Source organism: Edaphobacter sp. HDX4 (genome assembly GCF_036877565.1).
GTDB lineage: Bacteria > Acidobacteriota > Terriglobia > Terriglobales > Acidobacteriaceae > Edaphobacter.
The window spans coordinates 14,777-38,907 of record NZ_JAEDXW010000028.1 but is presented as its reverse complement, the minus strand read 5'-3'; the positions used below and the strand labels follow the sequence as shown (position 1 = coordinate 38,907).

General features: G+C 58.7%; 19 protein-coding genes, 1 tRNA gene and 1 pseudogene. 6 read left to right on the top strand and 15 right to left on the bottom strand.

The window, feature by feature from the left end; all coding sequences use genetic code 11:
- The first annotated feature begins 831 nt into the window (after positions 1-831).
- Together JAO29_RS20370 and JAO29_RS20365 are read left to right on the top strand one after the other, a co-directional pair.
- A complete protein-coding gene (locus tag JAO29_RS20370; protein ID WP_334270109.1) occupies positions 832-1,566 on the top strand; it encodes a transposase in 735 nt (244 codons plus the stop codon).
- Complete coding sequence (locus tag JAO29_RS20365; RefSeq protein ID WP_334270108.1) at positions 1,535-2,140, top strand: transposase; 606 nt, start codon at positions 1,535-1,537, stop codon at positions 2,138-2,140. The genes JAO29_RS20370 and JAO29_RS20365 overlap by 32 nt, the downstream gene beginning before the upstream one ends.
- A 188-nt stretch (positions 2,141-2,328) precedes the next feature.
- Here the strand turns inward: JAO29_RS20365 and JAO29_RS20360 are convergent.
- Positions 2,329-2,775, bottom strand: a pseudogene (locus JAO29_RS20360) (zinc-binding dehydrogenase); the annotation flags it as partial.
- Between the two features lie 112 nt (positions 2,776-2,887).
- The gene (locus tag JAO29_RS20355; protein WP_334270107.1) at positions 2,888-3,031 is read right to left on the bottom strand and encodes a hypothetical protein; all 144 of its coding nucleotides are present in this window, start codon (positions 3,029-3,031) and stop codon (positions 2,888-2,890) included.
- A gap of 842 nt (positions 3,032-3,873) precedes the next feature.
- Between JAO29_RS20355 and JAO29_RS20350 the strand changes: the two genes are divergently transcribed.
- Both JAO29_RS20350 and JAO29_RS20345 read left to right on the top strand, forming a co-directional pair.
- Positions 3,874-5,247, top strand: a complete 1,374-nt coding sequence (locus tag JAO29_RS20350; protein WP_334270106.1) for a helix-turn-helix domain-containing protein — start codon at positions 3,874-3,876, stop codon at positions 5,245-5,247.
- A gap of 549 nt (positions 5,248-5,796) precedes the next feature.
- Positions 5,797-6,072: a helix-turn-helix transcriptional regulator gene (locus JAO29_RS20345; protein ID WP_334270105.1), complete on the top strand. Its 276-nt coding sequence runs from the start codon at positions 5,797-5,799 to the stop codon at positions 6,070-6,072.
- Here JAO29_RS20345 and JAO29_RS20340 read toward each other — a convergent pair.
- The 4 genes from JAO29_RS20340 to JAO29_RS20330 form a co-directional block, all read right to left on the bottom strand.
- On the bottom strand, positions 6,043-6,654 hold the full coding sequence (locus JAO29_RS20340) for a tyrosine-type recombinase/integrase (protein WP_334270104.1): 612 nt from the start codon (positions 6,652-6,654) through the stop codon (positions 6,043-6,045). The two genes, JAO29_RS20345 and JAO29_RS20340, sit on opposite strands and share 30 nt — an antisense overlap.
- Before the next feature lie 5 nt (positions 6,655-6,659).
- Positions 6,660-6,857: a phage integrase central domain-containing protein gene (locus tag JAO29_RS23665; RefSeq protein ID WP_442886453.1), complete on the bottom strand. Its 198-nt coding sequence runs from the start codon at positions 6,855-6,857 to the stop codon at positions 6,660-6,662.
- Positions 6,857-7,255: a tyrosine-type recombinase/integrase gene (locus JAO29_RS20335; protein ID WP_334270103.1), complete on the bottom strand. Its 399-nt coding sequence runs from the start codon at positions 7,253-7,255 to the stop codon at positions 6,857-6,859. The genes JAO29_RS23665 and JAO29_RS20335 overlap by 1 nt, the downstream gene beginning before the upstream one ends.
- Before the next feature lie 121 nt (positions 7,256-7,376).
- Positions 7,377-7,453: transfer RNA gene (locus JAO29_RS20330), tRNA-Arg, on the bottom strand.
- Between the two features lie 63 nt (positions 7,454-7,516).
- Here JAO29_RS20330 and ispG point away from each other — a divergent pair.
- Positions 7,517-8,749 carry a flavodoxin-dependent (E)-4-hydroxy-3-methylbut-2-enyl-diphosphate synthase gene (gene ispG, locus JAO29_RS20325; RefSeq protein ID WP_334270102.1) on the top strand — a complete coding sequence of 411 codons (1,233 nt, stop codon included), beginning with the start codon at positions 7,517-7,519 and terminating at the stop codon, positions 8,747-8,749.
- 33 nt (positions 8,750-8,782) lie between these two features.
- Here ispG and JAO29_RS20320 read toward each other — a convergent pair whose 3' ends face one another.
- Both JAO29_RS20320 and JAO29_RS20315 read right to left on the bottom strand, forming a co-directional pair.
- Positions 8,783-9,961, bottom strand: a complete 1,179-nt coding sequence (locus tag JAO29_RS20320; RefSeq protein ID WP_334270101.1) for a glycosyltransferase — start codon at positions 9,959-9,961, stop codon at positions 8,783-8,785.
- Positions 9,958-11,211 (bottom strand): spinster family MFS transporter, encoded by a 1,254-nt coding sequence (locus JAO29_RS20315; protein WP_334270100.1) that lies wholly within the window; start codon positions 11,209-11,211, stop codon positions 9,958-9,960. The genes JAO29_RS20320 and JAO29_RS20315 overlap by 4 nt, the downstream gene beginning before the upstream one ends.
- Before the next feature lie 277 nt (positions 11,212-11,488).
- Between JAO29_RS20315 and JAO29_RS20310 the strand changes: the two genes are divergently transcribed.
- The gene (locus tag JAO29_RS20310; RefSeq protein WP_334270099.1) at positions 11,489-13,366 is read left to right on the top strand and encodes a hypothetical protein; all 1,878 of its coding nucleotides are present in this window, start codon (positions 11,489-11,491) and stop codon (positions 13,364-13,366) included.
- A 258-nt stretch (positions 13,367-13,624) separates the two neighbouring features.
- Here JAO29_RS20310 and mqnE read toward each other — a convergent pair whose 3' ends face one another.
- From mqnE to JAO29_RS20275, 7 genes are all read right to left on the bottom strand, one after another.
- Complete coding sequence (mqnE, locus tag JAO29_RS20305) at positions 13,625-14,818, bottom strand: aminofutalosine synthase MqnE (RefSeq protein ID WP_334270098.1); 1,194 nt, start codon at positions 14,816-14,818, stop codon at positions 13,625-13,627.
- Between the two features lie 48 nt (positions 14,819-14,866).
- The gene (locus JAO29_RS20300) at positions 14,867-16,900 is read right to left on the bottom strand and encodes a WD40/YVTN/BNR-like repeat-containing protein (protein WP_334270097.1); all 2,034 of its coding nucleotides are present in this window, start codon (positions 16,898-16,900) and stop codon (positions 14,867-14,869) included.
- 117 nt (positions 16,901-17,017) lie between these two features.
- A complete protein-coding gene (locus tag JAO29_RS20295) occupies positions 17,018-18,640 on the bottom strand; it encodes a hypothetical protein (RefSeq protein WP_334270096.1) in 1,623 nt (540 codons plus the stop codon).
- Between the two features lie 214 nt (positions 18,641-18,854).
- A complete protein-coding gene (locus JAO29_RS20290) occupies positions 18,855-19,472 on the bottom strand; it encodes an NADH-quinone oxidoreductase subunit B (RefSeq protein ID WP_334270095.1) in 618 nt (205 codons plus the stop codon).
- Positions 19,473-19,569: 97 nt separating this feature from the next.
- Entirely contained in the window at positions 19,570-22,209 is a 2,640-nt protein-coding gene (glnD, locus tag JAO29_RS20285; protein ID WP_334270094.1) for a [protein-PII] uridylyltransferase, read from the bottom strand.
- Between the two features lie 93 nt (positions 22,210-22,302).
- The gene (locus tag JAO29_RS20280) at positions 22,303-22,641 is read right to left on the bottom strand and encodes a P-II family nitrogen regulator (protein ID WP_334270093.1); all 339 of its coding nucleotides are present in this window, start codon (positions 22,639-22,641) and stop codon (positions 22,303-22,305) included.
- A 36-nt stretch (positions 22,642-22,677) separates the two neighbouring features.
- Positions 22,678-24,117 (bottom strand): ammonium transporter, encoded by a 1,440-nt coding sequence (locus JAO29_RS20275; protein ID WP_334270092.1) that lies wholly within the window; start codon positions 24,115-24,117, stop codon positions 22,678-22,680.
- Positions 24,118-24,131 lie beyond the last annotated feature (14 nt).

Genomic DNA, 24,131 nt, shown 5'->3' with positions numbered 1-24,131 from the left:
GTCGCATCGTCAGTTCCTCCAGCGCCATTCAAGCGCAGCGAGGAAGGAGATTTATGTGGGGCAGAAGCAGGTGTACAGAGATCGAGCACTGATACCAAATGCTCCCGCCGAAGCTTGCGCGTTCCGATCCTTCGAAATGGACCTTTCGGTTGCGCTTCTGCTTCGGAGTCACACCCGCGGATGAGGGACATCTCGTATAAACTCGGACGAACTCTGTGCCGAGAGACGTTGCCTTGTGAATATTAATTTCCGGAGTCGACATCGGTTGCTCCGATGTGTAAGAGCAACGAGACGACGCCCTCACGAGCTCCTGGCACAAAGTCGCGGACGAGTGCAACGCCAGCTCCTAGTTTATACCCGGCCTGATGTTCCACTACTTCGCGAACAAGAGGCGGGGGTGGTAATGAAGAAGAACTCTGTCCGGGAATTTCTGTGTACGGAGAGTGTCGTGTCAGGGCGGACACAGGAGACAGTGTGGGTCTCGCTAGCACCGATGAAGGAGAGCGGACCTGCGAAGAGGCCTTTTTGGGAGCAATAGGCGTCGGACATGCCTACCCAATTCAGAAACCAATATTTTCCTCGACTCGCCTGCCCTATGGAGGTTCTCGAATGGCCCATAATCGCCAATGCACTTATTGAAAAGGCCACATGGACGCTAGTCGGCATCTCGTGAAGTGGTTTTCGCGATCAACGAGTGACAACAGGGGTGGCTGTTGAAAAACTCAGCACCCATCAGCTGATTTCGATGAGCTCCGTATGGCAATTCGAGGTATTTGGCAGCATAGTTTGACCATGCTGTTGTGGATGGCCAATTTCGGAGGACTAACGCTCATGATGGGTCAGCACGCGCGCTCGGAATCGCTGTTCTACTACTTCCGACTGGAAGATCAGGTTCCAGAGAATCATCTGTTGCGGTTGATTGACAAGCATATCGACTTCGGCTTCGTGCGGGAGCGGCTGAAGGACAGCTATAGCGACGCCGGTCGTCCATCGATCGACCCGGAACTGTTGCTGGGCATTGTGCTGATTGGCTATGTGTACGGCATCAGCAGCGAACGCAAGCTTGTTGAGGAACTGCGCATGCATCTAGCCTGGCGCTGGTTCACAGGCCTCGGTTTCGATGAGGAAATCCCGCATCACTCCACGTTTTCGAAGAACCGCCACGGGCGGTTCCAGGAATCGAAGTTCTTCGAACAGCTGTTCGAGCGAATCGTTGCCCAGTGCCTGGAAGTTGGCCTGGTGCGCGGGGACAAGCTATCGGTCGATGGAACCTTCGTTGAAGCCAATGCTTCGAAGGAGAGCCGCATCCCGAGAGAACAGCTGGCAGAAGCTGCGCAGGTCAATCGAACCGTGCGCGAATACCTGGCTGAACTAGAAACGCAGAATCCAGTGGAGGAGCCGACACATAGCCAGGACAAGGTGTCCACTACTGATTCAGACTCCACGTATGCGACAAAAGGCGGCACGCCGGCGCATCGTGGGTGCACAAGCGACGGGTGCCCGCCTGAGCGAGGAGTCTCGAGCCGCGGAGGAGATGATCGCGCGCTTCGCTCAATGGCAAGTTAAGAAACCGCAGTCCATCGCTGCCGATGCAAGCTATGGTAACGGCGAGTTTTTGCAGTGGCTGATGGACCGGGAGATTACGCCCTATATGCCAACCAGGGACGCTGTCGGGCGAACAAGAAGCCCCTTCTATGGTCCAGAGCGCTTCACCTATTTACCGGACAGCAACAGCTACATCTGCCCAGCGGGCCAGCAACTGAATTATGGTGGTCGTAACCAGCGGAATCGGACCTTCGGCTATATCGGCACGCGTAAGAAGTGTGGCCCGTGCCAACAGAGATCCCAGTGCACGACCGGACCGTTTCGGTACCTTGCTATCCACATGAACGAAGCTGCTCGGCAACGAGCACGCGATCTCTGGACCACACCAGAGTTCGAGCACGCACAGCGACAGCGGAAGAAGATCGAGGCACTGTTCGCACAACTGAAGAGTCACATCGGCGTTCGTCGTCTGCGTCTGCGCGGGTTGAAGTTCGTTCAAGAGCAGTTCTACCTAGCGGCTACTGCTCAGAATATCAAACGACTAGTCCGGTTCCTGAGTGGACCAACAACCTCCCCCATACCCGCGGCTTCTTGAAAGCGGGCAGCCGCAACACCCGCCTCGTTTTCGTGCGGTGTCCAGCTTAGAACACCAGAACAGACGCCGACTTTTTCAACACCCACACCTGTTGGCAACGGTTGAAATAGCCTCCGGTTCGCCCGCATAGTCTTACGCAATCTGTCTTACAGGTACTGAAAGTCGTCGTCGACGTGACCCGTTCGGTCTCAGCGCATCATCTGGATGACCATCCGTAACCGTGCCTCATTTCGCATCATCTTCTGGTAGGCCGCGGGTGCGTCCTCCAGCGACACCACCTCTATCATCGGTTTGATGTTCTGGAGTACACTGAACGCCAACGTGTCGCCTTCGTTGACTCCTGTCCCAACTACCTCGCCTGAAATTGTCTTAGAACCGACAAGCAACTGATATAGGGAGAGTTCCAACGGCTCGTCCGAGGAGCCGACGACGATAAACTTTCCTCGATTAGCCAGGGCACCGAATAGAGGTCCCATGGCTTTACCGCTGGACACAGTCGTCAGAATCGCATCGGCACCCCCCATCTTTTGCAGCTCCTGGACAGCATCGACCTGGTTGCTGTCCAGGTAAACGTGCGCACTTAGCTCCAGGGCGAGAGGCTGCTTTTCGGCTCCGCGAGCGATGGCGACTGTATGGAAGCCATGCGCCGCGCGTACTGCATTGCAAGGTGGCCAAGTCCGCCAACACCCTGAATCGCAACCAGATCTCCAGCTCGCAGATGTGAGTTACGCAACGCATGGAAAGTGGTTACGCCGCGCAAAGCAGGGGCGTTGCTTCCAAGCTGCTTAGATTATTCGGAATGGATGCGAGTGCCCGTGCTTCCGCGATCACAACCTCGCCGTAGCCGCCATTGAGGTGGGCCTCATGCCCTGGATGTGCGGAACGGGTCATCAGCGTCTGCGTCGAGGTCGATCCGGGCGGCAAGTTCTATATAGTTGCGTGGGCGCGAAGATTGGCTGGGACCGGGTGTGGCGGGCGGATTGGTACTGCTCCCACAAGATGTCATCGAGCTGGGTTGTGGTCGGCATTGAGCTTAGGATGCACGCCGGGAACGCGTAGCCGCTTATTTCATGTTTGCCGGGATGGCGGCGGCGCGGGTGGACGACCATGATCTTGTACCAGAAGCCGGATCGCGGAGATCCGATGTTGGAAGTGACGGCGGAGGAGCCCTTGAGGTCATGTGGTCCTCCCTTGAGGTCATGTGGTCCTTATGCTGAGTGCCTGTCGACGTGGGAGGGGGCGGCGGGCAGCGATCCCGTGATGGTCTCTGTCTTTGGGATTGTCAGCCGGAGTATATGGCTGGCTTGAGGGCCGGGATGAATCGAGCGTAAGCGAAGATTCAGACTATTACCGTCCGGAGTTGTGCTGTTGCTTTTGTCTTTGCTGTTGCCTTCCTCCTCCTCATAGCGTCGGTAAGACGCATCCTTCCTTCGTCCCCTCGGACGACGGGTTAGGAGACTCTCTGTTAGAGAGTCATGGTTATAGGTCTGGTTACGAGTCTAGGTTAGTAGCCAACTGTGAAGAATTCATGGTCACCATGAATAAACAATTTTCATGGTGAAGAACATATATTCGTAGTGAAGATTGTTTATTCACCATGAAGAGAAAGATTTCATCCTGGAGATAAGCTCCATCGGTGCCCACGCAGTGGTATTAGCCCTCATGGAAATTAAGTGGGGCGCAAAACGACCTATCAGACCCCTCTTACAGGAGGGAGTTCGATGCACAACAAGATGAGCCAAGGTAGGGGGTTGCTCGGCAGCTCATATTTGATCTGGGCCGCGAGGGACTGCGGGCTGGTATTCGGGACCGCGCAAAAGAAGAAAGGCAGGGGCAAGCGCCTCGACAATGAGGGGAGTGAACCGAAGGTACAGTCAGAGATCACCACGTCCTCGGTGAGGCTTGTGCTTTGGGCCCTTATCTCACGGTGCAATCCACGCCAGCAGTACTCCAGCTTCGCCTCCCAGGAGACGCTTGCCGCCGACACCGGCCTCAGCATCACCACCGTCAAGCGTGCGCTGGACCACCTGATCGAGAACCTCAAGCTCGTCGACCGTGATCATCGCCCGTATGCGTCGAACCGGTACTTCATCGATACAAAGACCATGCACGACGCAGCGATGCGTAACAAAGCCGAAAAGAATAACCTTAAGGACGAACGGGATAAATATGTTTCCCCGTTCGATCAACCTGTTCCTGAGCGCCGTTCGCCCAGTGAAGCCGTTGACTCTGATAATGCAGGCCACTCCGGCGTCGACTTCGTCAGGCAAAAGCCCGCAGACAAGGAGGCAATCGACCGGATCTGCATGAACATCGCCCCGAAATTCGGTAACCACCCGACATACGAGGAGAAGGACGCAGAGCGCATGGTCAGGGGCTGCGTGATCAAGTGCGTCGATGCCGCCGGTGGAGACGCTGACCTGGTTGGTCGGGTGCTCGAATGGGCATCAAACGACCACCAAATCTACGGCGGGATCGCGAACTCCAGGCAGTTGGGCGGCTGGATCGCCAGGTGCTTCGAAGATTGGTTGAAGACGTATCGTACGGGCTGCGGTGATGAAGCCGAACTGCCGAACGGAGTGAACGAGGAGGAAGGTGAGCGGTTAATCGACTCGCTCTGTGCAGTCTTCGGCGACGAAACCGAAGTCCGTGCAACGCTGCGATCCCATGCAGCTAACCACATCACCGGTTACATCGATTATCTCCGTGAAGCGGTCGGACCCCACCTGCTTAGTATCCGTCATCTGGGCGACACCATTTATGCCGATCTCTCCCCCGCATACCGCATTTGCCGCCTCTTGGGGAGCTACGCGGGCCAGACGCAGACCACGGTGCCAGCGATCGATGAAGCGGAGAAGGACGACGTACACCTTGCCATGTGGGCTACCTCGAACAACCCCTGGGCAGGGATGCTCCGTGAGGCGGGTCCGGAGGCGTACGACGAGTTCATGGAGAACTACGACGAGATCGCAGCGGCGTGTGCCTTGCAGGCGCAGATGGAGGAGCAAGCGGACGCGCAGGGTCATCGGGATGACGACGAATCCGAAGGGTGGGATGACGACGAGCCTGACTACGAGCCGGATGCGAAGGATCGGCTGGGGTTGTAGGCGCGGAGGCGGGCCGGGGAGGGGGAACAAAATCACGTCCGGGTGGCACACCAAAATCACCCTCCACCTCACGGCGCTGGTATTACCCCTTATGCCGATTCTTCGACCAGCAGAAGTAAGATGCAACCAGCTAAGCTAGCTACCTGCGGGTCCACCAGGCCTTCGACATGCGCGACGACCTGATCGCCGCAGGGTGCGAAGGTGCTGAGTGGCGCGTGCCCAATCCTTGGCCTAGCGTTTGGACCAGATCACCGAGCCTCTAACGAAGGGCGAGATCCAACGCATGGTCCACACCTGCTTCCCCCCGTCGCGACCATAGCCAAAGGCGCGGGCCTCAAGCCGCGACGGACGCATGAGGCGCTGACCGTCTGGAGGCGGCTGGCTTCATACCCCGCAAGCCCATCCCCGGCCATCGGGTAATTCGGTACTGCATCGTCCGGGCTCGATTAGATCTGTACACGCCAGCGCAGGAGGACTCCACCGAGACGCCCCACCCCAGCCTGCATCACCGGCCTAACCCAAACCCCCATAATCGGGTTCGCGGCGAACATGGCGGTATCAACCCCCATGTCTGCCATACGCACCGCATCCTCAAGCACTCAAGCGCAGGAGAGCCGCCCGGCACCGAAGAAGAAGTTTCTTCGCCTGCCGACCATCATTGAGACAACCGGCCTCTCACGATCAACCATCTACCGCAAGCTCGATGACGGTAACTTCCCGCGCCCGGTACGTCTCGGCCCTAAGTCGGTTGCTTGGATCGAGTCCGAGGTGCAGGACTGGATGGATCAGCTCGCGTCATCTCGCGACATGCTTCGGGTGGGGTAAGGTTCGTTGTTTACGCGCTTGGTCCAGGTAGTCAGCCCACCATTGCATCATCACTGTGCGTTGCTCCATGTGCTTTGAATGGTCATATGCCGCCTTCACGTTGTTGCGGCGGATATGGGCGAGTTGGAGGTCGATGTACTGCTCCTTGAGAGGATCCGCAATCTTCCATTTCTCATGCAGCACAGTGGCCGCCACGCCTCGAAAACCGTGGCCGGTTATCTCGCACTTGTAGCCCATCCGATACAAGGCTTCGAGAATGGTGTTTTTGCTCATCGTCTTGGTCTTGTCCCACTGATGAGGGAACATCAGCTCTCCATATCCTGTGATCTCGTACAGGGACTGGAGCACGTCGAGTGCTTGGTCGGAGAGAGGTACATAGTGTGGCTTCATCCCCACAGCTCCTCTTACTTGTTTCATCCTCTCCTTCGGAATCACCCACTCCTTCTTCCTCCAGCTGATCTCGGACCAACCACCCTCGATAAGTTCGCTCGTGCGAACGAAGGTCAGAGCCATCAGCTTGAGAGCCAGCCGTGTGACTAGGGTACCGTCGTAGTTCTCCATCTTCCGCAACAACGTTGGCACGTCGCCTATCTCGACCCGTGCCATGTTAACGACTGGTACGGACTTGATGATATCTGTCGGCTTGAAGTCGGCAGCCGGGTTACGAGTCCGTGAGCGATCGCATATCGGAAGACCTGAGATACGTTCTGCAATGACCGGGCGGCGATCTCCCGGGCCCCTCTCTCCTCTATCTTCTTGATCGCCTCCACGATCTGAGGTGCCATCACCTTTCAACCGGCAGATGTCCGATGACCGGGAAGATATCGCGGGTCAGACGAGTCATCACGTCACCTGCGTAGTCGGGGTTCTTGTGACTTGACCAGTGTTCGTGCCACTTCAGCGCAACGGCCTCAAACGATGTGGCGATGCCGCGCTGAGCCTCAACCCGTTCGGACTTCCGCAGTTCCATCGGATCTACACCTGACCGAAGCAGCTTTCTGGCGTCCGCGTGTAACTCCCTAGCCTCGGCAAGGCCGACTTCAGGGAAAGAGCCGAAAGCCATCTTCTTCTCTTTGCCATTGACTCGGTACTTCCACCTCCAATGTTTCGCCCCTGTCGGTGTCACGAGCAGATACAGCCCCTGCCCGTCAGCAAGCTTCAGCTCACGCTTCCCTGCCTTCATCGAGCTGGCTGTAGTGACACATGTTGGGACTAATCAGGAGTCACAATACCATTTTTATCTGAAGCTTACGAGGAATCTTTGGAGGCTCTGACACGATCTGAGATCAGATGGGAAGAGTAAATGGTGGCCCGGGCAGGAGTCCAACCTGCGACCTTCGCGTTAGGAGTGCGCTGCTCTATGCAACTGAGCTACCGGGCCTTGAGCTTAGTGTAGCGCGACGTCGCCCTGGTTCCGGATGATAGACTTGAGGGTGGAGAATTTATGCCTGAGATACAGCGTCGTCGTGCGGTAACGGTCAAGATCGGTAATGTTCAGGTTGGCTCGGATGCCCCTGTCGTCGTGCAGTCGATGACCAACACCGATACCGCCGATGTAGAGAGCACCGTCCAGCAGATCGCCGCGCTCGCCCGTGCCGGTTCCGAGATGGTCCGGGTGACCGTCAATAATGACGAGGCAGCAAAGGCGGTCCCCTACATCATCGAGGGCATCGCCCAGAAGGGCTGGAACACGCCCATCATCGGCGACTTCCACTATAACGGCCATCTTCTATTGGCCAAATATCCCGATACCGCTCAGGCGCTCGCAAAGTACCGCATCAATCCGGGCAACGTCTCTATCGGACGCAAAGACGACGACAACTTCCGCACCATGGTCGAGGTTGCGGTCAAGCACCAGAAGCCCGTTCGCATCGGCGTCAACTGGGGATCGCTCGATCAGGCTCTTTTGACCAAGATGATGGACGAGAACTCCAGGTCCTCCAATCCCCTTCCCGCCCGCGACGTCATGATGGAGGCGATGGTGGTTTCGGCGCTCGATAACGCAGCCGCCGCCGAGCGCTATGGTCTGCGACGCGACCAGATCGTGCTCAGCGCCAAAGTCTCCGGTGTTCGCGACCTCATCGACGTCTATCAGGAACTTGCCAGCCGCTGCGACTATGCCCTGCACCTTGGTTTGACTGAAGCCGGGATGGGAATGAAGGGCATCGTAGCTTCAGCGGCCGGGCTTGCGCCTCTCCTGTTGAGCGGAATCGGCGACACTATCCGCGTCAGTCTCACCCCGACGCCCGGCGGCGACCGTTCAGAAGAGGTTCGCTGCGGCCAGCAGATCCTGCAATCGCTCGGCATCCGCAGCTTCATGCCGCAGGTCACGAGCTGCCCCGGCTGCGGGCGCACTACTTCGACCTACTTCCAGGAGCTCGCCGAACGCATTCAGACCTACCTGGTCGAGCAGATGCCGGAGTGGAAGAAGCAGTACGCTGGCGTCGAAGAGCTCAAGCTGGCGGTGATGGGTTGTATCGTCAACGGCCCCGGCGAATCCAAGCACGCCAACATCGGCATCTCTCTCCCCGGAACCTTCGAGGAGCCCAAGGCTCCGGTTTACGTCGACGGCAAGCTATTCACTACCCTTCGTGGCGACCGAATCGTTGAAGAGTTCCAGGAGATCCTCGACAACTACGTAGAGAAGCGCTACGGCAAAGTTCTCGTAGAAGCGTAAGACCATCTCAAACAACTTCACGCGCGCTCTGCTCTATCGCAGAGGCGTTATATTTTTGCGCAACTCCTTTAACGGGTAGAAGGTCCCGCGCCACATTACCCCTCCCGCCCGCAGGGTTGTAAATGCTGACCGCAAAAGCGAATACAGGAACAGCGCAGCTCCCGCGGGAAACAACACCGCATACAGAACAGAGATCTTTGAGTGGCGCGACGACAGTGCGTAAAGCGCCGCAATCGCCAGCAGGGTGAGAATCGCCGGAACGCGCGTCTGTGGAATCAGCAGAAAGACGAACGGCGCCAGGCACTGAACGGCCAGACCGAGGCACGCGGCCAGAACCAGCCCGATGCGAAATCGAAAGACCGCGAACAGGTTCTTCGTCATAACGTTTACGACGCCAAGAGCTCCCGCGGCCCAGTGCAGGCTGACCATTCCGGGCGCGATCGCGACACGCTGCCGCAGGCCGGCACGCTTGACGCAGTGAGCCATCGTGAGATCTTCAAGGATCTCCATGCGCAGAGACTCGAATCCTCCAAGCTGCTCGTAAGCGGCAGTTAGCAGCAGATTGAAGGCTCCGATTCCGATGGAGTCACGCTTCGCCTTCGGGTCGTCGGCCTTCCACGGCCGCGTCGCCCACAACCCCATCACGCCGAGGTACCCGAGCAGCATGCCCTCACCGACGCTCTTGATCTGGGGAGTCGGGAAGGTAACGAAGTGGTCTGCCTTCGTCGCAACGGCCTGTACAAGAGAGCGGCGGATTGCCTGCGGCTCAAAGAAGATATCGGCGTCAGTGAAGAGCAGATAGTCAGGCCGGTCGTTTGCAATCGCCTCGCGCGCCGCCATCGCCATCGCATGCGGCTTGCCAAGCCAGTTCGGCGGAAGCTCACTGATATGCATTACGCGGAGGCGAGCAGGATAGCGCGCAGCGAACTCGTCCATGATGGCGCCCGAGGTGTCGGTCGAGCGATCGTCGACGGCGATGATGCGAAGGTTCGCGTAGTCCTGCGCGATCAGCGATGCGAGCGAGGCTGGGAGAGCCTGCTCTTCATCGCGGGCGGGAACGATGACGGTAATCGACGGATCGCCCACAGGCTCGCGATCGAACTGTGCGTCGAGCAAGTTCGGAATTCGACGCAGTCCGAAGCCTGCAGTGACTGCTTTCCAGATCCATGCGAGTGCGAGCAGCCAGGCGAGAGCTTGGGCAAACTGCATCATGCGGCGACGGGCGCATCCTCGCGCAACGGAGGAGCATAGCGCGAGCCGAAGAAGAAGATGACCGCGGCGAGCAGCAGCGTTACCAGGGTCGAGCCGAGTCCGAGGTTCAGGGTGGAACGGTCGCTGGCGGCGCCGATGATGCGGGGCGAGATAGCGTCGCCGAGCGCATGAATCACCAGAAGCTGTCCCGCCATCGCAGTGGCTCGAACCTCGGGACGCACCGCATTCATGGTCGCAGCGTTGACCGGGCCGGTTCCGAGGAAGATGAAAAAGATGGCTAGGGCGAGCGACGGAATGGTGAGGTCGTGCGGGCCGAAGAAGCAGACGAGCGCGGGCGGAATGGCGATAGCAGCGCTGATGGCAGGAACAAGGTACAGCGCTTTAGGAGTCTTCTTCGACCAGCGCTGCGCGATGACGCCGCCGGTGATGGTTCCAAGCAGGCCGGTCACGACAGTCACGGCTCCCATAAGGAAGGCGGCGTTCGACTGCGAGCGGCCATCGACGCGCTGCAGGAACGAGGGCATCCACCAGGAGATTCCGCCAAGTGAGAAGGTGACCGCGGCATAGCCCAGGATGGAGGCCAGGTAAGCCTTGTTCTTTACCAGCGTGAGGACAGTTCCCTTCTCGAGCTTTGCTTTCTCATGCTGGCTGGCTCCGCGCTCGGGCTCCTTCATAAAGAAGAGGATGAGCAGCGCGATGATGGCTCCCGGGATGGCGGAGACGATGAAGGCGTGGCGCCAGCCGTAATGCTCTCCCACGACACCGCCGACCAGGTAGCCGAGCGCAGCGCCGACCGGGATGGCGATGTTGAAGATGGTCAGGACGCGGTTGCGTTGCTCAGGGGGATAAAAGTCCGAGAGCATGGCTGGAGCGAAGATCCCGAAGCTGGCCTCGCCGATTCCCAGAGCGGCGTGGCGGAGATTGAGCGAATCGTAGCTGTGGACCGAGGCGGTGAAGAAGTTGATGCCGCTCCAGAACAGGGCCGCGATGACGATCATGGGCTTGCGCGGAAAGCGGTCGCCGAGCCATCCCGTGATGGGCGAAGCGAGCATGTAGGCGATCATGAACCAGAAGGTCAGGGTTCCGATGTGCTCGTCCGTGAGATGAAACTCGCCCTTGATCTGCTCCTGCACGCCGGGAAGGATGTAGCGGTCGATGTAGTTGACGAAGTTGAGCGCGGTCAGGAGGACGAGGGCCGTAGTGGCTCCGGCAACTGCGCCGACCGAGGAGGGTTTGGTTGCGGATGGCATCGCTGGCAGAATAGCAGCACGGAGGGGCGTCTGCCCTCACGGGCTAAAGCCCCGGCTTTTTGGGCTGGTGTGTGGCACAGATGGAGCTGTTCCATTCCAGGACATCCTCTACACCTTCTCCCCTGACATCCTTTAGATGTCTATGCCTGTTGAGTGGTTACTGGATGACTTGGAGATGACCTGTGTGCACCTCTGACTGAAAATTTCTCTTGAACTTCGACCGCGATACCGTGAGACTGAACCGGCACCGCCATTGCACCCCAGGGGAAGTACTCGTTTGCCACGATACTGGTTCGTACTTGTCACACTGATCGCCTTTCTGCTCACAGGCTGTAGCGGGAACAACAACACTCCGGCCCCGGCCGCGCCTGTCTTTACCAGCACGCCAGGTACCCAGGCCACCGAGGGGTCGCCCTACAGCTATCAACTTGCAACCAGCGCCACTGCGGTCACGTTTTCCTTATCGAACGCACCGACCGGCGCAACGCTTAGCGGAAACAGCCTCTCGTGGACCCCTACAGCGCAACAATCCCGGACCTCGAACAGCTTCACCGTGACTGCGACCGCTTCAGGCGGAGCATCGGCGACACAGTCCTGGTCGGTGACGCCATCCGGGACCATCCGAATCAGCCACATCGATACCTTGTGGGATGAGAATGGTTCGACGAATAAAGCCTTCGACTGGACCCCCATCAACTCGTACGTTGCGGCTCTCGTGCCGCAGCCGGATGGCTCTTTCCGGTCACTCTCCGGAACGGCCGGCGCCAATGGAACCTTCGAGATTCCCAACGTCCCTGCGGGACACTATTGGCTGAAACTCGGACTCGGCGAGACGTACTGGACGAGCAGCAGCATCTTCGATGCGGGCAGCGACATCTTTGTCTCAACCGTAAATCCTCCGAATCCGACTCTCTCGACGACGTACATCAACTTCAGCTTCACCTCCTTGGACCCGACGGCTGCACCCGCAATGTTTCAATTCGATGCTCTCGAAACCCCCTTGCCGGCCTATCGGATCTCAACGACTCCAGGTTCCACCACCTTCTCCGCAGGAGTTTCGATTGGCAGCAACCTCGATTTCTCCTCGATCAAAAATGCGTTCGTGAGGCAGTACGAACCGGCCGCATTTGGTCCCATGGCTGGATACGTGATGGGACCTTCGCTTATGCTGTCGAATCTGTCCCTAGCGACCGGTGGCCCCAATACGCTCAGTGGAGCACTGAGTCCCACAGTTCCAGCTTCGATTAACCTCAGCGTCAAGGGTTCCGCGTGGGCTTCCCTGTCCGATCACATCGCGCCGACCGCACCTACCGCTCTGGGAGGCAGCTTCAACCTCTCCGTACAGTCCTATATCTCGGCCGACGGTCCAAACGTATCAAGCTCAAAACCCATTGATCTCCTCTGGACCGGAGGAAACGGGGCCGGAGGAAATTGCCCCGGCGGGAACCTCACCAGCGGACGCTTCTCGGACTTGCTTATATCCCCCACGAATCCGCCTTTGACCACTGACGTGGAAGCGGGGGCGGTGCAATATAGCGATCCATTCCCTTCCGCTTGGCGACGCACCTTCCGCGTATGCCAGACCGCTTCGGTGGCTGTTCCTATGCCTGGAGGAAGTACCCAGAACTTCGATCTGACCAATATCCAGACGACCTCACTGCCAACCACAACAGTCAAACCTCTGATCTCACCGGTGCAGAACCCGAAGATCAACGGCGACGACCTCTTCACTGCCGCCACAATCAACGGAACAGCGGTGACACTCAGTTGGGACCCGCCCGCGATCGGCGCTCCGTACGGCTATACCGTGGCTATCATGAGCCCAACTACATCGCCGGGCGGCACATCGCCGGGCGGCACATTACCTGTCGGCACACCGCCGGGCACGATCGTTGGCACGATTACCACATTCCCAGGCGGCACGCCGCCGGGCACGATAACTGGCACAATCGGATTTTTTCCTCTTGCTACGTTGAGCGCCGCAAAGACTTCGATGACCGTTCCACCTGACCTGCTATCGTCCGGAAAGACCTACTTGTTTGTCATTACCTCGCTGGTTGATGGAAAAGCCAATATGGAGACTAGCCCACATCGCTCTTCGCTTCCAACTGCAGATGCTCAATTGATATCGGCTCCTATAACAATCACAAACTAGCGATTGGATCCGTTCGTCTTCAGACCACCCAGATCCTTTGTCAACCCACAAACCTATGCGATTCGAACAAAACAAGTGGTTTAGCTCGCAAGAAAAGTGCCGGTCCGTAGAGCTCATCTTGCTAAACTAAATGCAGAGCAAAAGAAGCCCCGGAGATATCCCGGGGCTTCTTCTTTGTTCGAACGATTGGAATCCGAGGTCCGGACCTAAGTTGAACAGAATGAAGATTTTGCACAAAATACGATGGGGGACCCCTCCCTAAACCGCGACCGTGAACGTATCCTCGGTCCGAGTCACCGCGCGATACATCGTATCCCGCTCAAACGGCTCCCGGCCCGCCTCCGTAATCAGCCGTACCAAGTCCTTTCTTCGCAGCCCCTGCGGAGTCGTCGCCCCGGCATCGTGATAGATCTTCTCCTCAATCACGGTTCCGTCGATATCATCCGCGCCGAACCGCAGCGAGATCTGCGCCATCTTCGGCGAGACCATCTGCCAGTAGCTCTTGATGTGGGAAAAGTTATCCAGCATCAACCGCCCCACGGCGATCTGCTTGATGTCCAGCATCCCTGTCGTCTTCGGAATGTGAGCCAGGGCAGTATTGTCGGGATGAAACGAGAGAGGAATAAACGTCTGGAATCCGCCCGTCTCGTCCTGCACCTCGCGCAGGCGAACCAGGTGATCCACGCGATCCTCGTCGTTTTCGACATGGCCGTATAGCATGGTCGCGTTCGAGCGCAGTCCCATCTTGTGCGCCAGCCGTGCCGTATCCAGCCACTCGGATCCATCAATCTTGTGATCGCAGATGATGTGCCGGATGCGATCCGCAAAGATCTCCGCGCCGCCGCCTGGCATCGAATCGACGCCGGCTTCCTTCATGCGCTTCAGCGTCTCCTCGATCGTCATCTTGCCGCGCTTGGCAAGAAACGCGACCTCGACCATCGTGAACGCCTTGATATGAACCTCTGGAAACCGCTCCTTCAAGCCCCGAACCAGATCCATGAAGTACTCGAACGGAAGATCAGGATGCAGCCCACCCACAATGTGGAACTCCGTTACCGCCTCCGTGTAACCCGCTCCCGCGGTCTCCCACGCCTCTTCGAGAGCCATCGTGTACGTGCCCGCCTCGCCCTTCTTCCTGCCAAAGGCACACAGCCTGCACGACGCGACACAGACGTTCGTCGGATTGATATGACGATTGACGTTGAAGTAAGCGATGTTGCCGTGCAGCTTCTCGCGAACCCAGTTCGCAAGCCAGCCCACGGCAAGGATGTCGCCGCTTCGATACAGCTTGACGCCGTCTTCGAAGCTCAGGCGTTCGCCCGCGAGAACCTTTTCAGCAATCGGCTCCAGCGCTCGATCATCCGTCTGGAAGGAGTGTCGCGGTCGGGCAAGCGGCCCCTGCAGACCCGCTGTCCGGGCATTCGGGATTCCCGTGCTGGCATTGGAATTCATACTACGATTCTAATCCCTCGCCGCCTGCCACGATCCGCAACCGTTCTATCAGTGCTTCTCAACCTCGGCCGAATTCACCATCTCCGGCTGGATCACGACACCATCGAATAGAGTCGCCGCAACCAGATGATCGCCGACCGGACGCAGCAGGCGAAGATTCCAGCCTGTGTTCCAGTACGAGACCTTCTTGTCCGGAAGATGCGCCGAGAAAGCGATGGTCGTCGAACTGTTCGCCGTAATCAGAACGCGCTGATCCTTCTCGTCGTAGAAGATGCTGTTCACATCCCGGACAAACAGGTTCTTCACCACCTGCCACGTCGCTCCCTTGTCTTCGGAGAGATAGACGCCTTCGCGGCCTCCAATCCAGAGTCCTCCAAAACCATCTACGGCGACCGCGGTGATCTGCGTGAGCTCCGATGGCGGCGTGATCGGATTCCAGGTACGACCGTCATCGCCAGAGAGCATCGCCTTGGTCAGCGACGCGGCTAGGATGGACGACTTCGAAGAGGACACTGCATACCACATATACCCTTGCGGATCCGTAACCAGTGTCCAGCTCTGACCACCGTCCGCGCTCTTCAGAACACCGTCCTGTGTCGCCGCGAAGACCTGCTCTCCGTCGCGAGCGAAAGCAAAGACCGTGCCATCAAATGGTTTGGCGGGCTCCTTCTTCTTTACGACCGTCTTCTTCACAGGAGCTTTTCGTGCGCCCTTCTTCCTGGTCGTAACCGGCTGCGGCGCAGGCGGAGCTTCCGTCACCGGCAGCTCCAGCGATACATGTTCTACCTTGCTCCAGACCTCTCCGTTCAGGCGGTAGATTCCGTGCCTCGTTCCCGCCAGAATCGTTCCATCCGACGCCTGCCCGAGGCTGAGGACGTCATGCGCCTCGAGCCCTGCATTCTTCTGCGTCCAGGTCAAACCACCATTGGTGCTGACGAAGACTCCGCCCCAGGCCTTGTCGTTCACCATGCCAACGTAGATGGTTCCTGGGGAGCGCATATCCGCGACGTAGGAAGTAATCTGACGCGCGGAGAAGCCGCTGTTCGTTGCTCTGAAGCTCGCCCCGCCATCATTCGAGACAAGCACACCGCCACGATCGGTCGCCAGCAGAATGCGGTTCGTATCCTGCGGATTGATGTAGACGTCGTTGACGATCAGCTCCGGTCCGGTCGTTCGGCTCCAGGTCTTTCCGGAATCGGTCGTGCGGTACAGACCTTCGGTCGTTCCAGCGAAGACGATGTTCTGATGCTGCGGATCCTGCATCAGAACGCGCGTGCGCCTTGCCGTAGAAGGGATTCCCTGGATTTTGTGAAACAGCGAACCCGCGCTCTCACTCTTGTAAATTCCCGAGCAGGCGCTGGCGTAAACGACGCTGGGATCCTTGGGATCGATGATGATCGAAAAGACATCCGAGTCATCAATCACGCCTTCCTTGATGTTGGACCAGTGAGCGCCATCATCGGTCGTCTTCCACGGCAGATGCCATGTTCCCGCATAGACGATCTTTGGATCTTTCGGATCGATAGCGATGGATTCGACTTCGTGGATCTCCCTGCTTCCCTCCGGGCTAATCAGCTTCCAGTGAGAACCGCTATCGGTCGTCTTGTACACACCCTTCAGCGTTCCGGCAACGAAAGTCGCGGGATCAGAGGGAGCGCCGACAAGCGCAAGCACGGACTGGCCCTTGAGATCGGGGACCTCCTGCCAGGAGGCTCCGCCATTTTCACTGAGGAAGAGGCCACCGTCCGCGTTCCCGAGCGCCCATGCGCCGACGAGCACACGGCCCGGCTTTGAGGAATCGATAAGGATGTTGTCTACGACGAGATTGTCACGGCTGCCAATGCGAGACAGGCGCTTCCACTGCGCCCCGCCATCGTGGGACTCGTAGATCCACCCATTTGCCGATCCCAGGTAGAGATGCTGGCTGTCGTGAGGATCTGCGGCCAAAGCGCGCGCGTCACCCCCGTCAGGACCGTAAGGCAACCAGGTTGAAGAAGGGAGTGCCTGGGAAGACGTGGCTGAGGCAATTACCAGGGCGAGCAGGAGGGAGAGAGAAAAGGTCCGTCTAGAGTTATGTCGCATGATTCCAGTTACCAGTCTAGCGAAAGCAGGATATTTGTTCTTCTATTGTCTCTTTTTGACACTAAAAAAAGCTGGCCGGGAATCAACCCGGCCAGCTCTTTTTAGTAACGCATGTGGTTACTTCTTCCTGGTGCGGCGGGCCCGGCTGCGGGGAGCCACCTTCGTTGCGCTTTCGTCGACCGGGGTCAGACCAGACTGATCGAAGTTAGCGCCGGTTGGGATCAGGGTTGAGGATGCCGACTTGCCGTCCTGCGATCCGGTGTAGACCGAGATGCGGCTGGAGTCGATGCCCTTCTCCTTGACCAGGTAGTCCTTTGTGTTGACAGCGCGAGCTGCAGCAACCTTGGCTCCGCCACGCTCGTTGCTTGCCGCGTTACCAACGACTGCGAGCTTGGCATCGGAGGAGCGCTGCATGTTCAGAGCGACGTCGTCGAGGCAGGCCTTCGCTTCGTTGTCGACACGGGCCGGACGGCGCTTGTCACGATCGAAGTTGATCGAGCAAAGAGCCTGGGTCGTCGGTGCCGGCGGTGGCGGAGGTGCGTTGACGGTGACGCTGGCGGTGCAGGAGGCCGACTGACCCTTGTCATCCACAACGTTTGCCGTGACCGTGATGGTTCCGGGGGCAGCGCCGGTGGTGTTGAGGGTAGCGGTGGAGGTGTTGCCGGTGACCGATCCAGCCGTCGAGCTATAGCTGTAGGTCAGAGGACGATTCTGCGGGCTGGTTCCCTGAGCGGTGATCGTGGAAGAGTCTCCAGGAGCAACGGTCGAGGGGTTAGCCGAGCAGGTAATCGTCGGGGGCTGGAACTGCTGAATGGTGAACGGAGCCGAGCAGTCCGCCATCTGACCGGGCTTGTTGCCCTCCGAAACATGACCCTTGACCGTGTAGGAGCCGGGGTTCAGGTTCGTGGTCGTGACGTTGGCCGTCGTGTCTGTTCCCGAAACAGTGCCGCCATCCGAGGTCCAGCTATAGGTCGCGGTCTTCTTGGGATTCAGATTCGCAGCGGTTCCGGTCACAGTGATCGGGTCACCCGGATATGCGGTTGCAGGGGATGCCGAGCAGGTGAAGGTGACGGGAGGAGGAGGAATGATGTGACCGAAGTGCGTCACGATACCGGTGCTGAGATCAACACCGCTCAGGTTCGCACGTCCGCCGGTCGGTCCGCTCGGAGGAGGCGTATAAGGACCGAAGTTGGTGTGAACGTAGCGATAATCTGCCTCAAAGAGGCGGAAGGAGAAGCGGTTGTTGAAGAACGGCAGGTCGTAATCCATACCGCCGCCGGCCGTGAGGGTTGTGCCCCAGGTCCAGGGGTTGTGGTACTGGTATGAGTGGTAGGAGTTGGGACCAACCAATTTGCTTCCACCAGCCAGACCATGGGCAAACAGCGTAAAGTTCTGCATCGGAGCGCGGAAGATCGGACCGGCCGAAGCGCTGTAGAGTCCGTCGTTCTTTCCGTCCGGATGAGCAACGAAGTTGATCTCGCCGCCGAAGAACTTGTTGAAGTAATATGCTCCACTGCCGATTGCACCCAGGTCAACCGAGCTGTAGTTGACTCCAAGAGGCTTCAACTGACCGTGTGCTCCAAAGTAGGAGTACCCGGTGAAAAGATCGAAGCGGGATGGGTTAGGGCCCGTGGGGGCGGTTGTGCTGGGAGTCTGCGCACCCAGACTCGCGACTCCAAGACTGACTGCACATGCAGCCAGTACGAACCGGCCAAGACTACGTAAAGGGCTATAAACCATTCGACTTCCTCCGTCAAATTCTTCCAAGTGTCAGGAGCCTGTTTCGGCTCAATCTTGTTGATTTAGTGTTTCGATTCAGTAAAGCTTATAGCAGGTTGCAAGGTGTACCGGTAAAAAATACTCTTCGGTAACTATATTTTCAATACTTTACCCACCAAATGGAACCCCAACGAGCATGGGAGAACCTGCACAGTTACCCAGTTCTCTCTCCTGTTCAGGAAAGATTAAGGGTCTTGCGTACGGTCCCGCGCTCGTTCTGTATCTTCTCCTGCAGCAGGGTGATAGCGTAAAGCAACTGCTCAGGCCGTGGAGGGCAGCCGGGGACGTAGATGTCGACCGGAATGACCTGATTGACACCCTGGAGCAGGGCGTAGTTGTTGAAGACACCGCCTGAAGTAGCGCAGGCGCCCATGGAGATGACCCACTTCGGCTCCGGCATCTGCTCATACAGCCTCCGGATAACCGGAGCCATCTTCTGCGAAACTCGACCGGCGATGATCATCAGATCGCTCTGACGAGGCGAGGGTCGAAAGACCTCCGCTCCAAAGCGCGCGATGTCGTACCGAGACCCACCCATCGACATCATCTCGATCGCGCAACAGGCCAGACCGAACGTCATCGGCCACACAGAGTTCTTGCGAACCCAGTTGATCGCCGCATCCAGTGAGGCCAGCACCACGCCCTCGGGCTGGTCGTAGCCCCAGTTCACCTCTCTCAGCTTCTCCTGATTTTTGGCGAAGCTGTCGAGACTTCCGAAGAGGTAACGGTCTCCCTTTTGAGGAACCTCGGTGGGACGTCCGCTACTGGTGTTGTCTCCCGATTCTTTGCTCATACTTTAATAATAAGGCCGAGCTCGACGTATAGGCGATCTTTCGCATGGTCCCAGCAGGAAGTTGCCATTCGGTCCAGCCACGCATACCCGTTGCCGATCAGCGGGCGTTCTCTTCCATCGCCTGCAGCAGAGCCGAACGCAGCGCTCGTTGCTCCTTTTTTTCGAGCTTCGCCCCCTCATGGGTGAGGTAGAATACGTCGATGGCGGTCTCGCCTTCGGTATCGACCAGAGCCACCTCGATATTGAGGTCGTGGGCCGCCATCGTGAGGCTCAGACCGCGCAGCAGACCTGGGAGATCCTGCGCTATCACCTCGACCAGAGTGCTGTGGGAGGAAGCCTCATCGTGAAACTCCACCCGGGGCTCCACGACAACCTTCGGCGCCTTTCTTCTGCCACGTCGCCGGCCGCTCAGCAGCTTCTCCACGGGCATGGCCCCCGTCATCACGTCGTAGATACTCTTCACAAACCGCTCGTGCTCGGAGTGGTTCATCTCGAGCGTGCGGAAGGTATCGGTGAACCGAAAGCTGTCGACGACGATGCCGTTGCGATTGGAAAACGCGTCTGCGGTGACGATGTTCATCCCCCATGCCGCAAGAGCTCCCGTCATGTTCGCAAACAGTAGAGCGCGATCCGGAGTAACGACTGTCAGTTCGCTCACCGAGGAAGAGTAGCGGAAGTCCAGCTGCACGCGGTCTGCATTCAATCGCTCCGCCATGCCGAAGTGTATGCGGATCTGCTCTGGCGAACGCGTAAGGACGTAGCGCTCCGGGAAGCCCTCGAGGAAGGCCGCAACCGCCGCTCGCTGATCGGGCACCAGCGCGGAGACGCGGTCGACCAGCTCCCTTGCCTCCTGTGCTCCGACGCGCTCGTCATCGACACTGCGATCGAGATAGTTCGCGGTCGCCATATACAAACGCCACAGATTCTCCGCCTTCCACGGTGTCAGCGCATCGGGATGGACGGCGTTGATATCTGCATAGGTAAATAAGGTCAGCATGCGCAGCAGCTCCGGCGTATGCACCTTGCCCGCAAAGGCCCGCACTGTCTCGGCATCAAAGATGTCGCGACGTAATGTCGAGGACATCTCCAGGTGATTCTCGATCAGGCTCAGCACCAGGTCGCTCTCGTATGAGTCCAACTCCAGCCTTGCAAGCAGCCCGCGAGCCATCCGTGCGCTCTCTTCGGCATGATCTCCGGTACTCCGCCCTTTGCCGGTATCGTGCAGCAGCGCCATCAGGTACAAAAGCGCCGGATGAGGAAGCTCGCGCAGCAACGCCCCGAACCGCGACGCCCACTCAGCGTGCGAGCCCCTCTCAGGCCTTGCGACCGCTGCATCGCGCTCAAGGCTGTGGAGCGTATCGATCAGCACGAAGGTGTGCTCATCGACCGTATAGCGGTGATACGCATCGCGAATGACAAGCGCGTCGATACCGTGGAATTCGGGGATCAGAAGCTCGAGCAGACCGAGAGCGTGCATCACGCGCAAGGCGTTCCCTGCGTACTGTCCCAGCAGAATCTCCTGCAGGCGCGTCCAGAGAGCCGGACCTTCCTCAAGGCTTGCAGAGATCGGACCAAGCGCATGCGAGATCCTCTCCTCCGACTCACGCTCGAGCGTGCACCCGGTGCGAGCCATCGCACTGAATATCTCCAGCACGACCTCGGGGCTGTGCGCGGGATCTTCCGCTCCGGAGGCCGGTGCGGGAGCAGGCCTGAGGATAGCCTTGCCCCGCTCAATCCGAAACTCGCCCGAGGTCTCGATGGCGCGGTCGAGCTTGAGCGTGAAGTTCCTGGGCCGTTTGCGCGGAGGAAGATCTTCGATTGCCCGTCTCAGGCAGCGCTCGATACTGCGGGCGTGGCGGAAGTAGATCCTCATCCAGTAAGCTGCGTCTACCGACTGGCTGCGGTCGCCATTGACCCCTACCGCGACCGCCGCAGCAGCATCCTGCGCCTGCCAGTCCAGCGTGTTGTCATCGCGTTCATGGCGGTAATGAAGAAAGCAGCGCACCAAGCGAAGGAACTCCACCGCCTGCCGGAAGTCAGCATTGTCCGTAGAGGTTACAGCCGAGGCGTCCGTCCCGCCGTCCAGCATCGGCAGCCAGCCGCAGACATGGACATCGCGGAGACCTCCGGGGCAATCTTTGATATTTGGCTCAAGGTGGAACAGAGTGCTGCCGTACTTGGCGTGACGCTCCTCGGTCAGTGCGAGCAGGCGGTTCAGAATCGCACTTCGATCTCTGTCGAGAAGTCGAGGAACGATGTCGCTGGTCAGCTTTGTGTACAGCCCGGCGTCACCTGCCAGGAATCGGTGATCCAGGATGGCGAACGTAAACTCGGCATTGTCTTCGGAGAATCGCTCACACTCGGAGATTCTTCGCAGCGCCTGCGAGACGCGAATCCCGCAGTCCCACATCTCCTGACAGATCCGCCGGATCGGTTCCTTGATCTCCTTCTCGCTGACCTTCGCATCGAGAAGAAAGAGGAGATCGACGTCAGAGTAGGGAAACAGCTCTCTGCGTCCGTAGCCGCCGATCGCAAGCAGGGAGACCCCATGGCCGAGAACTAGGTTGGCCTTCTGGGCGCTCTGCCACAGCGCGGTGACCATCTCGTCCACAGCGGAGGTCCGGGCAGCCAGGGCCGCAGTACCCGAGCCGCCGGCCTCGAAGGCTCCACGAATCTCGAGCATTCTTCGCTGGTATAAATTGCGCCGCTCGCCGCCTGTGGACTCGCTCGCCTGCATTCGATCTCCCCGAGTCTTGTGGACAGATTCAGAACCTGTCCCGGCTTCGATCCCATCAAATGCGAGAGTGAATCTCGTCGCTGATCGCTGAGATCAGAGCGCGATCTCACCCCGCTCATCATTGCGTATTCGAATCGCCTCGTCGATCTTCGAGATGAAGATCTTGCCGTCGCCGATGGTCCCGGTACGGGCGGCGGCGATGATGGCGTTGACGGCATCATCGACCATTGCGTCAGTGACAACGATCTCCAGCTTCACCTTCGGCAGCAGGTCCACTGAGTATTCCCGGCCTCTGTAGACTTCGGTGTGCCCTTTCTGGCGACCGTGTCCACGCGCCTCCAGGATGGTCATGCCATCGACGCCGATCTCTACCAGGGCATCCTTCACCGCGTCCAGCTTCGATGGCTGAATCACCGCTTCAATCTTCTGCATATTCGTATCGTCCTCTCGGGCTCGTGCCCCTCAACGTTAGTGCGCCCAATCGTAACCTTCTTCGCCGTGCTGGGAGAGGTCGAGACCGTCGCGCTCTTCATCCTCACTCACCCTAAGGCCCATCGTCTTGTCTATGACGAACAAAATGATGAGCGTACCCACGATCGAAATACTCCAGGCGATGGCGACGCCACCGATCTGGTTGATCAGCTGGTGCCAGTTCCCTTCCAGAAGCCCGGTCGCCTTGCCCGCTCCAAAGATCGGATTGATGGCGCTGTTGGCGAAGATGCCGGTGAGAATAGCTCCCAGCGTACCGCCTGCGCCGTGAACCCCAAAGGCGTCGAGAGAGTCATCGTAGCCGAACCACGCCTTGACCTTCACCACCATCAGGTAGCAGAAGATTCCCGCGAACAGACCGATCCAGAGGGCCGACATGGGAGTTACGAAGCCGGCGGCCGGTGTGATGGCAACCAGACCGGCGACTGCACCCGAGATCGCTCCGAGAGCAGAAGGCTTGCCCTGACGGATCCACTCTGCGATGATCCAGCCGATCGCAGCAGCGGCAGCGCCGAAGTGCGTCGCCACAAAGGCCGAGGTCGCCAGGGTTCCGGCCGAGAGCGCCGAACCCGCGTTGAATCCGAACCAGCCTACCCACAGGAGACATGCTCCGACGAAGCTCAGAACCACGGAGTGGGGCGGCATCGGCTCCTTGGGGAAGCCCAGGCGCTTGCCCAGGAAGATCGCCGTCACCAGCGCTGAGACGCCCGAGGTGACGTGCACCACCGTTCCACCGGCGAAGTCGAGACAGGGAATGCGACCGCCCTGCGCAGCGTTCAGCAGACCGCCCTTGCCCCAGACCATGTGGGCCATCGGGCTATAGATGAACAGGGTCCAAAGCGTCATGAAGACCAGCATCGAGGAGAACTTCATGCGCTCGGCGAACGCTCCCGTAATGAGGGCCGGGGTGATGATCGCGAACATCAACTGATAAATCATGAAGGTCTGGAGCGGAATGGTCGCCGCGTACGCCGGGTCCGGAGCAAGTCCTACCCCGTGCAGAAACATGTTCTGAAAGCCGCCGATAAAGGCATTTCCCTGACCGAAGGCGAGCGAGTAGCTGACGATCGCCCACAGCACTGTCACCAGTGCCATCATGGCAAAAGTCTGCATCATCGTGCCCAGCACGTTCTTCTTCCGCACTAGTCCGCCGTAGAAGAGCGCCAGTCCGGGGCCGCTCATCATCAGCACCAGCGCGGCCGAAACCAGCATCCAGGCGTTATCCCCGGAGGTCTGCGCCGCCGCGATCGCCGTCGCGTTGCTTGCGGTCTGCTTCTCGAGAGTTGTCAGCCGATCCGACTGGGAGGCGGAAGCATCTGCTGAAGTCTGTGCAAGAGCTGTCTGGCCGGCCAACATGGGCCCGCCCACCCCCAGCATCAGCAAGAGCGCCAGAAACACCTTCACTACGGCAACACGCATGGATTCGATCACCT